Source organism: Enterobacter sp. ku-bf2 (assembly GCF_001742765.1).
Lineage (GTDB): Bacteria > Pseudomonadota > Gammaproteobacteria > Enterobacterales > Enterobacteriaceae > Enterobacter > Enterobacter quasiroggenkampii.
The window spans coordinates 28,698-41,582 of sequence record NZ_MDVW01000001.1; the positions used below are offsets into that span (position 1 = coordinate 28,698).

Annotated in this window: 11 protein-coding genes; 5 read left to right on the forward strand and 6 right to left on the reverse strand. The window is 58.7% G+C overall.

Translation table 11 applies throughout. The features are described from left to right. Positions 1-2: 2 nt before the first annotated feature. The gene (locus tag BFG58_RS00110) at positions 3-1,214 is read left to right on the forward strand and encodes an MFS transporter (RefSeq protein ID WP_069718947.1); all 1,212 of its coding nucleotides are present in this window, start codon (positions 3-5) and stop codon (positions 1,212-1,214) included. On the opposite strand, the gene mtfA is transcribed toward BFG58_RS00110, so the two are convergent. Further along, positions 1,211-2,011 (reverse strand): DgsA anti-repressor MtfA, encoded by an 801-nt coding sequence (gene mtfA, locus BFG58_RS00115; protein WP_069718948.1) that lies wholly within the window; start codon positions 2,009-2,011, stop codon positions 1,211-1,213. The genes BFG58_RS00110 and mtfA overlap by 4 nt on opposite strands. A gap of 216 nt (positions 2,012-2,227) precedes the next feature. Between mtfA and BFG58_RS22890 the strand changes: the two genes are divergently transcribed. From BFG58_RS22890 to BFG58_RS00125, 3 genes are all read left to right on the forward strand, one after another. Further along, positions 2,228-2,374 (forward strand): DUF2256 domain-containing protein, encoded by a 147-nt coding sequence (locus BFG58_RS22890; RefSeq protein ID WP_071530926.1) that lies wholly within the window; start codon positions 2,228-2,230, stop codon positions 2,372-2,374. After that, the gene (locus BFG58_RS00120; protein ID WP_069718949.1) at positions 2,371-3,900 is read left to right on the forward strand and encodes a cryptochrome/photolyase family protein; all 1,530 of its coding nucleotides are present in this window, start codon (positions 2,371-2,373) and stop codon (positions 3,898-3,900) included. Before BFG58_RS22890 ends, BFG58_RS00120 begins: the two co-directional genes overlap by 4 nt. Positions 3,901-3,994: 94 nt before the next feature. Continuing rightward, positions 3,995-4,894, forward strand: a complete 900-nt coding sequence (locus BFG58_RS00125; RefSeq protein ID WP_045908141.1) for a LysR family transcriptional regulator — start codon at positions 3,995-3,997, stop codon at positions 4,892-4,894. On the opposite strand, the gene BFG58_RS00130 is transcribed toward BFG58_RS00125, so the two are convergent. The 3 genes from BFG58_RS00130 to BFG58_RS00140 form a co-directional block, all read right to left on the reverse strand. After that, positions 4,869-5,657, reverse strand: a complete 789-nt coding sequence (locus BFG58_RS00130) for a substrate-binding domain-containing protein (protein WP_069718950.1) — start codon at positions 5,655-5,657, stop codon at positions 4,869-4,871. The genes BFG58_RS00125 and BFG58_RS00130 overlap by 26 nt on opposite strands. Beyond that, complete coding sequence (locus BFG58_RS00135; RefSeq protein WP_048029378.1) at positions 5,654-6,967, reverse strand: MFS transporter; 1,314 nt, start codon at positions 6,965-6,967, stop codon at positions 5,654-5,656. The genes BFG58_RS00130 and BFG58_RS00135 overlap by 4 nt, the downstream gene beginning before the upstream one ends. Positions 6,968-7,247: 280 nt before the next feature. Continuing rightward, positions 7,248-8,546 (reverse strand): serine hydrolase, encoded by a 1,299-nt coding sequence (locus BFG58_RS00140; RefSeq protein WP_069718951.1) that lies wholly within the window; start codon positions 8,544-8,546, stop codon positions 7,248-7,250. Between the two features lie 106 nt (positions 8,547-8,652). Here BFG58_RS00140 and BFG58_RS00145 point away from each other — a divergent pair, with 106 nt between their 5' ends. Further along, positions 8,653-9,546 carry a LysR family transcriptional regulator gene (locus tag BFG58_RS00145; protein WP_048029380.1) on the forward strand — a complete coding sequence of 298 codons (894 nt, stop codon included), beginning with the start codon at positions 8,653-8,655 and terminating at the stop codon, positions 9,544-9,546. On the opposite strand, the gene fumA is transcribed toward BFG58_RS00145, so the two are convergent. Together fumA and BFG58_RS00155 are read right to left on the reverse strand one after the other, a co-directional pair. After that, the gene (gene fumA, locus BFG58_RS00150) at positions 9,535-11,184 is read right to left on the reverse strand and encodes a class I fumarate hydratase FumA (protein WP_069718952.1); all 1,650 of its coding nucleotides are present in this window, start codon (positions 11,182-11,184) and stop codon (positions 9,535-9,537) included. The two genes, BFG58_RS00145 and fumA, sit on opposite strands and share 12 nt — an antisense overlap. Positions 11,185-11,236: 52 nt before the next feature. Continuing rightward, a complete protein-coding gene (locus BFG58_RS00155) occupies positions 11,237-12,745 on the reverse strand; it encodes an anion permease (RefSeq protein WP_008500292.1) in 1,509 nt (502 codons plus the stop codon). Between the last annotated feature and the right edge of the window lie 140 nt (positions 12,746-12,885).

The window sequence follows — 12,885 nt, forward strand, 5'->3', positions numbered from 1 at the left end:
TCATGCGCGCTGACTCTGAAATCTTGACGGAAAACGTCACCTCAAAAGCTAACTGGCCCCTGGCGCTATCTGCGGGTTTACTGGGCATCGGGCAAAACGGTTTACTGGTGATGCTCCCGCAGCTGGTCACCCTGACCGGGCTGTCACTCTCAGTCTGGGCCGGGCTGCTGATGTTTGGATCCATGCTCTTTTTACCGGCATCGCCCTGGTGGGGGCGTCAGAGCGAGCGGAAGGGGTGTAAGTCCGTCATGCTGGCCTCACTAAGCGGCTATCTGGCCAGTTTTGTTGTGATGGCGCTGGTGGTCTGGGCGATGGCGGCCGGAAGGCTGGATACGGTCTGGGGGCTGGCGGGGCTTATATTCTCGCGCCTGCTCTACGGACTGACGGTCTCGGGGCTGGTGCCTGCGGCCCAGACGTGGGCGATTCAGCGTGCGGGACTGGAGAAAAGAATGGCGGCGCTGGCGACGATCAGCTCCGGCCTCAGCTGCGGGCGTTTGCTCGGCCCACCGCTGGCGGCGCTGATGCTCAGCGTTAATCCGGTGGCGCCGCTCTGGCTGATGGCGGTTGCGCCGCTTCTCGCTCTGTTGCTGGTGCTTCGCGAAGTCGCTGACCCGCCGCTGCCACCGGTAGCCCACCAGGCAACCCGCCTGCAGGCCTCCATGCTGCCGTTCCTGCTGCTGGCGCTGCTGCTGGCGGCGCTGGTGAGCCTGATGCAGATTGGCCTGTCACCGCATCTTAGCCCGCTGCTGGACGGTAACGCCCGGGAGATCAGCCATCATGTCGCGCTCCTGCTGAGCCTGGCCGCGCTGGCCACGCTCGCGGCACAGTTTCTGGTGGTCCGCCCGCAGCATTTCAGCCCGGTGACATTGCTCTGCATCGCGGCGGTGCTGATGGTGGCAGGGCTTGGGCTGATGTCTGTTGCCGGTTTAATGTTGTTCTACGTGGGGATTGTTATCACGTCACTCGGGGCGGCGATGGCCACGCCGGGCTACCAGCTTCTGCTGAACGATCGGCTTACCACGGGGAAAGGCGCGGGCGTCATCGCCACCAGCCACACATTAGGCTACGGCGTCAGCGCACTGCTGGTGCCGGTCGTGACGCGCTTTTACGGGGAGCAGGCTTTAACAGTGGCCGCATGGGGAATGGCGCTGCTGTTTTTAGCCCTGAGCATAGGGGTATGGTCAACTGAGCGTACCCCTGCTGAAAAAGCTTAATGGACCTGGCGGGAGGAGGAATGCCCGCCAGACCCCTCATTCTGCCGCAGGCGCTGGAGCGGATCCTGCTGATAAAACTGGCAGAAACGTTGCCACAGGGCCGGGAAACGGGGCGCGAAAAGCTCTGGCGCGCTGAAGAAATACTCGGAGAGCACCGCAAAGCACTCAGCCGGGTCGGTTGCCGCATAGGCGTCAATGCTGGCCGCGCTCTCGCCCACAAGGTCTATTTCATCCTGGATGTTATCCATCGCCGCGTGCAGGTCGTGCTCCCAGCCCGCGACCTCGCGAAGCGGGATCAGTGGAACGCCGCTGGCGCGATCGCCGTTGCGGGTATCCAGCTTGTGCGCCACCTCATGAATAATCAGATTAAAGCCGGAGGCGTCGAACGAGTCCTGAATATCGAGCCAGTTGAGGATTATCGGCCCTTGCTGCCAGCTTTGTCCGGATTGCACCACGCGCTGGTTATGCACCAGTCCAATGTCGTCCTGCCATTCGTCATCCACCACGAACGGCGCGGGATAGATAAGCACTTCGTGGAAACCGTCCAGCCACTCAATGCCGAGTGCAAGCACCGGCAGACAGAACAGCAGTGCGATGCGGGCGTTTTTCAGGGGATCGAGTTCAAACCCCTGCAGTGGCACCAGGCGTTTTTGCTGCAAAAAACGATCCGCCAGTTGAACCAGTTTCGATTGTTCATCCGGGGTTAGATTAGCCAGAACAGGGATCGTCAGCGCATCATCCCATGGCAGCGCCACATCCCGGCCAGCCTCATTCGTTTTCCAGGGCCACTTTATCATCGCTTTGCTCGCAAACTCGTCACTTGAACAAAAATGGGAAAGTCAGGTTCGTTTAAGATGCCAGAAAATCGCTCACTGCGACAAATCCAGCCTGAATAAACTATCATTTCGTACGTAGCGGTGGGTAGCGGTTTGCGGGCATCACCTTCATTTTGTGAAGTCTGTCGTGGCCTTTATCCGCAGGTGGGGTGAATTAATCAGTGCGGTATTGAAAAGATGAGCGATTTCAAAGGTAACAAGCAGGACCTGCCCAGTCGACTGTGTGTGCACTGCCAGCGGCCCATGACGTGGCGCAAGAAATGGGCGAAATGCTGGAATGAGGTTAAATACTGTTCTGAGCGTTGCCGCAGGAGCCACCGTTGACCGAGCTGCGTCTGATCCTGGGCGATCAGCTTAATCCGCATCACAGCTGGTTTGATACCTGCAGTCCGAACGTCATTTACGTGATGCTGGAACTCCGGGCAGAAACCGCCTACGTGCTTCATCACGCCCAGAAAGTTATCGCTATCTTCGCCGCCATGCGCGCGTTTGCCTCTGCATTAAAAGAGAAGGGGCATCGGGTGAGGTATGTCCGACTCTCCGACGGCTCAAACCGCGGCGCGCTGGAAGACAATCTCAACGCGCTTGTCGCGCATTACCGCGCGGACAGGGTGATATGGCAGGAGCCCGACGAATGGCGTCTTGATACGCAGCTGCAGGCGTGGGCGAAGACGGTCTCCGTTGAAACGGCCTGCGTCAGTAGCGAGCATTTTTTCACCACTCGGGAACAGGTCAGCGCGTTCTTTGCGTCACGCAAAAGCTGGCGAATGGAGTACTTTTATCGGGAAATGCGTCGTCAGCACGGCGTCCTGTTAACCTCTGAAGGCGAGCCGGAAGGGGGGAAATGGAATTTCGATGCTGAAAACCGCAAGCGCTGGTCCGGCGAGCCTCCCGCGCCGGTGGACGCGCGTCCCTGCCACGATCGTTCCGCCTTATGGGCGGAGATCCAACGCTGCGGCGTAAAGACCTTCGGCGAACCGCAGGCCGACAATTTTCGCTGGCCGCTCAACCGTGCGGAAGCCAAAGCCAGGCTGGATGATTTTATCGCGCACGTGCTCCCGCAGTTTGGAAACTGGCAGGACGCGATGCACGCGGAGGAACCTTTTCTTTTCCACTCGTTAATTTCATTCGCGCTGAACGCTAAAATGCTTAATCCGCGGGAAGTGGTCGCGGCCGCCCAGCAGGCGTGGCGTTCGGGCCACGCGCCGCTGCCTGCCGTAGAAGGGTTTATCCGACAAATTCTCGGCTGGCGGGAGTATGTGCGCGGGATCTACTGGTCGCAGATGCCGGGCTATCGGGAGCTGAATGCCTTAGACCAGCACGCCCCGCTGCCGGACTGGTTCTGGACGGGCAAGACGCAGATGCGCTGCCTGGCGCATGCCGTTGGGCAGTCGCTCACCGAGGCTTACGCCCACCATATCCAGCGCCTGATGGTCATTGGAAACTTTAGCCTGCTCAGCGGCCTGTCGCCGCAGGCGGTCCATGAATGGTATCTGGGCGTCTATATTGATGCCTTTGAGTGGGTGGAGCTGCCCAACACCCTCGGCATGAGCCAGTTTGGCGATGGCGGGTTACTGGCGAGTAAACCCTACGTCTCGAGCGCGTCATATATTCATAAAATGAGTAATTACTGTCAGGGGTGCCGGTATCAACACAACCAGCGTACCGGCGAACAGGCGTGCCCCTTCAATGCCCTTTACTGGGACTTCTTTGCGCGCAATAAGGCGCGTCTCGGTAACAATCCCCGCCTGGGCATTGTCTTTAAACAGCTAGCGGACATGACGGAAGAGGATCGGCAGGCCATTGCAGACCGCGCCGGGTACATCCGCCTGCATCTCAACGACCTCTGATCGGTATTTCAACGCCTGGGCGGTTGCGGCAGGTCAATAAGACGCTATTATTTTTGACTTTGTTGCGTATTCCCTGACAGGACATCCAGACGCTATGCCCGTGAATTTTGACCTTAACGATCTTTATGCTTTCAGAGCGTTAGTGGAATACGGTAACTTCCGTGTCGCCGCTGAATCTATCTGTTTATCCCAGTCGGCGCTGAGCCGCAGGATTGAAAAGCTGGAAGCCGCGCTGGGAAACAGGCTGTTCGATCGCACCACCCGCCGCGTGGCGCTGACGCTCTACGGACAAAACTTTGCTGAGCGCTCCGCACAGTTGCTCGACAGCGTTGAGTCAATGCTCGCGGATGTCGATAAGGCCAGTGAAGAGCGGACGGGGCTGATCACGGTTGCCACGGTACCTTCCGCGGCCTGTTACTTTATGCCTGACGTGATCCGGCGTTTTCAGTCTCGCTATCCGCGTGTTCGCATTAAGCTCATCGACAGCAGCGCGGGCAATGTCATTGACGCCGTGGCCCGCAGCCAGGCGGATTTTGGTATCTGCTTTGCAGGAAACCTGCCGTCTGAAATCGAATTTTTCCCGCTGGTGGAGGATGTCTACGTCGCGGCGTGCAGAAAGGATCATCCCCTCGCGCAGAAGAGTCACCTGACATGGAAGACGTTCTACCAGCAGGATTATATCTCCCTCGATAAAACGTCAGGCAACCGCAATCTGCTCGACCGGATGCTGGGGGATATCGTTCCCGAGCGGCCCAGTGTCTGCGAAACACGTCACGTTACCACGATGCTCGGTATGGTTGAGGCGGGGATCGGCATCGCTGCCGTTCCCGCCATGTCAATGCCGACCTCAGAGCACACGCTGTTGACGCATCTGCCGCTGATGGCGCCGGAAGTGAAACGCACCGTGGGGCTTATCCGGCGCCGGGGGCGCATCCAGTCTTATATTGCGGCTGAACTGGAAAAGCAGATCACCGAGCAGTATCGCCGGACGTAACGGGGATCATCCCCGTCTCCGTAATGACGGCCCTTGAGGGCGGTGAGGCGAGATAGGTCAACAGCGCTTTCCCCTCCCCGGGATGTTCTGCATGGCGGGTAACCGCGCCCGCGAAGCGCGTGATGTATTGCAAATTGTCAGGGATTTTCCCGACAAAGGTGACGCCCTGAACCGGCAACAGCTCGCTAACCTGCTGGAAACCGAGGGTGTATTTTCCTTTGGCCACTTCTGAGGCGACCGGAATACGCTCGACCTTTGTCGTTTTACCCGCCACCTCTTTTTCTATTCCCAGCTTTTTGAATAACGCCTGGCTGACGTACCTGCCGCTGGCGCTGTCAGAGTAGGCGATGGAGCTGGCCTGCAGCAGCGTTTCACGCAGTTTCGCATCGCTGCTGATATCCGGTACTTTCGCTCCTTTTTTTACCACCATGCCAACGGGAGAATCCGCGAGTTCCGTTCGCGAACCCGGCTGGGTCTGGCTGGCCTTTTCGAGCTTCTCCAGCGCATCGCCCACCATAATCACCACGTCGGCCTTCTCGCCGCGCGCCAGTCGGTTTGGGATCGCCTGCGGCGTATTGCCCATTGAGGGGCCGGGGATGATCACAATTTTATCCCCGGTCCGGTGTTCATATTCCGGGGCCAGCTTTTCAAGGGCGGCTTTAAAACCGCCTGAGATCATCACCTTCACGTCCTGGGCAAAGGCATTGACGCTCAGGAACGTCAGCACCAGCGCGCTGGCGGTATAGCGATAAGTGCGTTTCATACTGCCCCCTCTGACTTGACGGTGTTTTGCAGCGATACCGCGCGGCGGCGGTAGAGGTAGAGCGTCGCCAGCAGGGCACATACCGCGGCGAAGCTCATCCAGTAGCCCGGCGAGGCTTTGTCGCCGGTGTATTCAATCAGCGCGGTGGACATGACCGGGGTAAAGCCGCCAAAGACCGCCGTTGCCAGGCTGTAAGCCAGCGAGAAGCCCGCCACGCGCACTTCAGCCGGCATAATTTCCGTCAGCGCCGGGATCATTGCGCCGTTATAGAGGCCATAGAGGAAGGAGAGCCACAGCAGCACGCTCAGCATCATCGAGAAGCTGGGCGCGCTCGCCAGCAGCGTGAGGGCCGGGTAGCTGGTCGCCAGCGCCAGCAGGGTCATGGCAATCAGCACCGGCTTGCGCCCGAACCGATCCGACAGGGCACCGCCCACCGGCAGCCAGATGAAGTTAGAGATCGCCACCAGCAGCGTGACCAGCAGGCTGTCTGACGCGCTCAGCATCAGCACCTTTTTGCCAAAGGTGGGGGCGTAGACGGTGATCAGATAAAAGGCCGTGGTGGTCATCGCCACCATCAGCATGCCCGCGACCACCACCTGCCAGTTCGCGAGCAGCGTTTTAAAGACCTGACGCATCTCCAGATGATGGCGACGCGCGCTGAACTCTTCCGTCTCTTCCAGCTTGCGGCGCAGGAAGAAGATAAACGGCACGATTAAACAGCCGAACAGGAACGGGATGCGCCAGCCCCATTCGCGGATAGCGCTCTCTTCCAGCATCGCGTTCAGCGCAAAGCCCATTGCGGCGGCGACCATAATGGCGACCTGCTGGCTACCGGACTGCCAGCTGGTGTAAAAACCCTTGCGGCCCGGCGTGGCGATTTCAGCCAGATAGACCGACACGCCCCCAAGCTCCGCGCCGGCGGAAAAACCCTGCAGCAGACGGCCCGTCAGCACCAGCAGCGGCGCCCACAGACCGATGCTTTGATAAGACGGAATAAGCACGATCAGGAAGGTCCCCGCCGCCATGATGGACAGCGTGACAATCAGCCCCTTTCTGCGCCCCACCTTGTCGATATACGCGCCAAGCACAATGGCCCCGATTGGACGCATCAAAAAGCCCGCGCCGAATACGGCGAAGGTCATCATCAGCGACGCAAATTCACTGCTCGCCGGGAAGAACGTGTGGGCGATGTAGGTGGCATAGAAGCCGAACAGAAAGAAATCGAATTGCTCAAGAAAGTTGCCGGACGTGACGCGAAGTATCGCGCCCGCTTTCGACCGTACGGTTGCAGGTGAGGTTGAGGAAAACATGGTTATCTCCAGTTTATTGTTGACGTTTTACGCGTCTGTTTCTGAAAACTGGATCAGGATGAGGAATTAGATAAGCGCAAATGCCGCATCGACTGATGCATTTTTTGCATGAATATAATTCGACTGATAAATACAATTAATGGCAACAATAACTTAACAAACCGTTGGCTTTTTATTCACCAATATTCTGTAAGTCTCTGATATTGCGATTTTGTGATGTGGCGCAGAGGCCCGTTTCAGAATGCGCCGGGTAACCGCTTCATTACCCGGCGGATGCATTTTAGCGCAGCGCCCTGGCGATCGCGCTAAACATCAGAGAAGCTTCCAGCGGCTGGGCGCTGAAGGACGGCTCCGCCTGCGGCCAGGTAGACCACTGGACGATGACCAGATTTTCCTTCGGGTTCACCACGATCATCTGCCCGAAAATGCCCAGCGCCCAGAGCGAACCTTTTAGCGAATCCTGTGCCGTCGGCTCTACGCCCGCGGCGTTCGCGGGCACTTCATTGTTCCACCACTGATAGCCGTACAGCCCCTCGGGATGGGCGTCTGATACCGAGCCTTTGGCCTTCGTCCAGTCTGACGACTGCCGGATCCAGTTTTCCGGCAGGATGGTCTTACCGTTCGGCAGCGTACCGTTGTTCAGGATAAATTGCCCGAAGCGTCCCCAGTCCTCCAGCGTGGCGTTAAAGCCGTGCGCGCCGACGTCGTGCTGGCCTTTGCTGTAGGCATGCCACACGCCGTCGCTCGCCATGCCGTAAGGCTGCCAGATGCTTTTCTCCAGATAGGCTGCGAGCGTCATGCCGGTGGCCCGCTCCAGCACGTCACCCAGCAGCCAGGCGCCACCCGAAGAGTAAGACCAGCTCTCTCCGGCCGGATGCGCTCTGCGTAACCCCTTCACCAGCTTGCGCACGCAGTCATAGGTACCCGGTTTCGCCTCGCACTCGGTGAGCTGCGCAAAGTCGGAGTGGGGGTTGGTATAATCCTCGTTCCAGGCCACGCCGGAGGTATGGGTGATCAGCTGTTTGAGCGTCACGCCATCCCACGCGGTGCCTTTCAGGTCGGGTTCATACCGCGTGATCAGATCGTCAAGCGAGTGGATCTTTCCCTCTTTGAGGGCCACGCCCACCAGCGCCGATACCACCGATTTCCCAACCGAGCGCGAGGTCCAGAGCGTCGAGTCGGTATTGCCCTCTCCAAGATACTTCCAGGCGATTTTGCCGTCCTTCAGCACCAGCATGCCGCTGACGTTCTGGCGCTGGAGGTACTCCTGAAGGCCGTAGCGCCTGCCGTTGACCTGATAGTGTGCGTCCGTGAGCGGCTTGTCCGACATTTGCAGCGGCACGGCGTTACCGTGGCGGAAACGATCCCCGGCGTAGTTGCGGTAGTCATTGCGAAAGCCCACCACGCGATCGGCCTGGCTCCAGGTGAGCATCTTATGGGGGTCTGGCAGCGTGGTGTCGAAGGGGGCTGGGCAGGCGCTGAGGTCGGTGCCTTTACAGGCCGCCACTGCCGCAGGGGAGAGCAGGGTGCTGAAGACAAGGCCCGCCAGCAGGGCATGGTTTACTTTTCTGTTTTTCATATCCGTCTCTTACAGGTTAGGAACGGCTTCAGTTTAAAAACCCCGGGGCTATAATAAAAAACGCGTAGCGGGGGAAAATCCCCCCAAAAAACAGAAGGAGCGTAGCGTGGCGGGATTGATTTACTCTTTTGCACAGCTCGAGGCATTTACCGCCGTGGCCGAGAACGGGAGCCTGAGTAAAGCCGCGGTGGCGCTGAAGAAGGACCGAACGACGCTTCGCGATCTGGTTGATTTTCTTGAGGATGGGTTAGGCTACGCGCTGTTTATTCGCGACGGCCGCACCCTGCGGCTCACGCCCGAAGGGGAGCAGCTTCAGCGCCAGGCGCACCTGCTGATGCGGCAGGTAAAAGCCTTTGAGGCGTTTGCCAGAGAGGTGCCGCACGGTGCCACGCAGGACCTGACGCTGGTCTACGATCCTTTTACGCCCAGAGCCTTTCTGCACGGGGTGATTGCTGAAATGGCGGTGCGAAAAATCCGCCTGAGCCTTATTTGCGCCTCGCGGGATGAATCGGAACGGCTGCTGGCGAACAACGACGCGGATCTCGCCATCTGCCAGGCACGCAACCGCAGCGTGGGCAATGATATGGAGTGGCGCGCCCTGGGTGCCATCGATATGGATTTTTATGCCGCCAGCGGGCTGTTTGCTGACCGTTCTTCGCCTCTGTCGCTGCTCGATCTCTCCCTGGTGCCCCAGGTCGTCATGCACCCCGCCTCGGACGAGCCGGTGGCGCGCCGCCTGCAGATTTCCGGGCATACCCTCTTTACCAATGAACCGGAGATGCTGCGCGGTTTGCTGGAGCGCGGCTGCGGCTGGGGATTCTTACCGACGCATTTTCACGCCGGGCAGTGGCAAAACGTAAAAAGGCTGCACACCGAAGTGGGCAGCCAGGGGATTGGTCAGACGATGGTCACCATCTGGAAGCCGGGAAGCGACAAGCGCAGCACGATCGCTGAAACGCTGTCGCTCTTGCCGGACGTATGGAAGCACTCAGCGCTGTGAACAGCCTTTACACTGCTGGTTCTGGATCTGCTGGAAGAAATCGTTGCCTTTGTCATCCACCAGGATAAACGCCGGGAAGTTCTCGACTTCAATTTTCCAGATGGCTTCCATGCCCAGCTCAGGATACGCGACGCACTCCAGGCTCTTAATGCTGTTTTGCGCCAGCACCGCCGCCGGGCCGCCGATGCTGCCCAGGTAGAAGCCGCCGTGCTTATGGCAGGCGTCCGTCACCTGCTGGCTGCGGTTGCCTTTTGCCAGCATGATCATGCTCGCGCCGTGGGACTGCAGTAAGTCCACATACGAATCCATGCGCCCTGCGGTGGTTGGACCGAGTGAGCCAGACGCGTAGCCTTCCGGCGTTTTGGCTGGGCCCGCGTAGTAAATCGGATGATCTTTGACGTACTGCGGCAGTTCTTCACCGTTGTCGATCAGCTCTTTCAGCTTCGCGTGGGCGATGTCGCGCGCCACGATGATGGTTCCGTTCAGCGACAGGCGGGTAGAGACCGGGTGCGCGGAAAGCTGCGCCAGGATCTCATTCATCGGCTTGTTCAGGTTGATGCTGACCACATCGCCTTCGCCCTGCTGGCGCAGCGATTCAGGAATGTACTGGCCCGGGTTGTGCTCCAGCTTCTCAATCCAGATCCCGTCGCGGTTGATTTTCGCTTTGATGTTGCGGTCCGCGGAGCAGGAAACTCCCATGCCAATAGGGCAGGACGCGCCGTGGCGCGGCAGGCGGATCACCCGGATGTCGTGGGCGAAGTATTTACCGCCAAACTGCGCGCCGAGGCCGAGGTTCTGTGCTTCCTGGAGCAGTTCCTGTTCCAGTTGAACATCGCGGAACGCCTGGCCGTGTTCGTTGCCTTCCGTTGGCAGCGCGTCGTAGTAGCGCGTGGAAGCCAGCTTCACGGTTTTCAGCGTGGCTTCCGCCGAGGTTCCGCCGATAACAAACGCGATATGGTACGGCGGGCACGCCGCGGTGCCGAGGGTGCGCATCTTCTCAACCAGGTAATTTTTCAGCTTAGCCGGGGTGATCAGCGCTTTGGTTTCCTGGTAGAGATAGGTTTTGTTGGCAGAGCCGCCGCCTTTCGCCATGCACAGGAATTTGTATTCATCGCCGTCCACGCTGTAGAGATCGATCTGCGCGGGCAGGTTGGTACCGGTATTCACCTCTTTATACATATCCAGTGCCGCATTCTGGGAGTAGCGCAGGTTGTCTTCAATGTAGGTGTTATACACGCCCTGGCTCAGGGCCGCTTCGTCACCCCCGCCGGTCCAGACGCGCTGGCCTTTTTTACCCATGATGATCGCGGTGCCGGTATCCTGGCAGGTCGGCAGCACGCCTTTGGCCGCGATTTCGGAGTTGCGCAGGAACTGCAGGGCAACGTACTTATCGTTCTGGCTGGCTTCCGGGTCGTTGAGGATGGCGGCAACCTGCTTCTGGTGGGAAGGACGCAGCATAAATGCGGCGTCGTGGAAGGCCTGCTGCGCCAGCAGGGTCAGCGCTTCCGGCTCCACTTTCAGGATTTCCTGGCCTTCGAACTCGGCAACGGAGACGTGCTCTTTGGTCAGCAGGTAGTATTCGGTGTCGTCATGCGCAAGAGGGAAGGGGTTCTGGTAGATAAACGGTTTGTTTGACATAGCTTGCTCCACAAAAATAAAACCGCCGGAGGAAGGCCCCGGCGGTCAGAAATCAGAACATCATGGACATCCACGGATAGCCAATCAGCAGCAGGGCCGCCAGGAAGATGGCACCGAAGATGGTGCCGAGGCGCCAGTAGTCTTTGGTTGGCAGGTAGCCGCTACCGTAGTAGATCGGGCTTGGGCCAGTACCGTACGGGGTGATGATCCCCATCACGCCCAGCGAGGTCACCATCAGCAGAACGAACACTTCCATATTCATGCCCGGAATGGTGGAGGCGATGGTCAGCATCGCTGGCAGCAGCGCCGTGGTGTGCGCGGTGGTGCTGGCAAACAGGTAGTGCAGCAGGTAGAACGCCAGCAGCAGGACGATGGTCGCCACGCCCGGAGAGATACCGCTCATTAACAGACCACCTTCTTTACCCAGCCAGCTGATAAAGCCGGTAGAGGAGAGGCCGTCCGCCAGCGCAACCAGGGTGGCGAACCAGACGAAGGTGTTCCACGCCGCTTTGTTACCGGTGATATCGTTCCACTCCAGCACGCCGGTCCACAGCATCAGGCCGACGATGAGCAGGGCAGCCATAGCGGGTTCAATCCACGCGGCGGCGAAGATCCACATCAGCAGCGCACAGCACACGAACACCAGCAGCAGGATTTCATTGCGGGACAGTTTGCCCAGTTTTTCCAGCTCACGGGTCGCCCACAGCGGCACTTCGTTGTTCACCTTCACTTCTGGTGGGTAGAACCAGTAAGCCAGCAGCGGCATGGCCAGAATCAACAGGATACCCAGCGGCAGGAAGGCGAGGAACCAGGTGCCCCAGGAGATATCGATCCCAACCGTACTTTTCACCAGCGCCAGCGCCAGCAGGTTCGGCGCGAGGGCGGAGAGGAACATTGAACTGGTGATACAGGCCGCGGTGATCGCCACCCACATCAGGTACGAACCAATTTTACGCGCGCTTGGGTCGTTCGGTTTAGAACCGTACAGCGGCGGCAGGTTAGCGATGATCGGGTAGATGGTCCCGCCGCTGCGCGCGGTGTTGGACGGGGTGAACGGTGCCAGCAGCAGGTCAGCAAACGTAATCGCGTAACCGAGCGTCAGGCTGCGACGGCCGAGGTATTTCACCAGAATCAGCGCCAGACGGCGGCCGAAGCGGGTTTTGTCATAGCCTGCGGCGAACATGAAGGCACCGAAAATCAGCCAGACGGTCGAGTTACCAAACCCGCTAACCGCCCACTTAAAGGAGGCGCCTGCCAGCTTGAATTTCGGATCAGCCAGCTGTTCAGGACTGAACAGCACCCACTGGCTGCACAGGGCAATGGCGACCACGCCGGTCAGACCGATCACCGCACCCGGCAGCGGTTCGAAGATCAAACCGACGATCACGCCAACGAAGATAGCGAAATAGTGCCATGCGTAAGGAGGCAGACCTTCCGGTACCGGAACAAACAGCAGCAGTACGGCGACGATGACGGGCAGTGCCATCATCAGCAGACGTTTTGCGTTTCCATTTGACGCCTGGTTCGCCACAGGGGGCGTTACAGCAGTTTTTGTATTCATAGTTTCACGTCTTAAGTTGTCAAAGATTCGGTCGTAATGAAAAAACAAAATCACTTTCTTAAGTTTCTTTGCTTTTTTTAGTTATTAAAGGTGCGGTTTTGTATTTTCAGTAATAGCAATTTAACGCTTTTATGGTGGCG

Excerpts from the sequence above, each read along its gene's own strand:
- BFG58_RS00110 (WP_069718947.1), top strand. The coding sequence starts at position 3 with ATGCGCGCTGACTCTGAAATCTTGACGGAAAACGTCACCTCAAAAGCT.
- mtfA (WP_069718948.1), bottom strand. The coding sequence starts at position 2,011 with ATGATAAAGTGGCCCTGGAAAACGAATGAGGCTGGCCGGGATGTGGCG.
- BFG58_RS22890 (WP_071530926.1), top strand. The coding sequence starts at position 2,228 with ATGAGCGATTTCAAAGGTAACAAGCAGGACCTGCCCAGTCGACTGTGT.
- BFG58_RS00125 (WP_045908141.1), top strand. The coding sequence starts at position 3,995 with ATGCCCGTGAATTTTGACCTTAACGATCTTTATGCTTTCAGAGCGTTA.
- BFG58_RS00130 (WP_069718950.1), bottom strand. The coding sequence starts at position 5,657 with ATGAAACGCACTTATCGCTATACCGCCAGCGCGCTGGTGCTGACGTTC.
- BFG58_RS00135 (WP_048029378.1), bottom strand. The coding sequence starts at position 6,967 with ATGTTTTCCTCAACCTCACCTGCAACCGTACGGTCGAAAGCGGGCGCG.
- BFG58_RS00140 (WP_069718951.1), bottom strand. The coding sequence starts at position 8,546 with ATGAAAAACAGAAAAGTAAACCATGCCCTGCTGGCGGGCCTTGTCTTC.
- fumA (WP_069718952.1), bottom strand. The coding sequence starts at position 11,184 with ATGTCAAACAAACCGTTTATCTACCAGAACCCCTTCCCTCTTGCGCAT.
- BFG58_RS00155 (WP_008500292.1), bottom strand. The coding sequence starts at position 12,745 with ATGAATACAAAAACTGCTGTAACGCCCCCTGTGGCGAACCAGGCGTCA.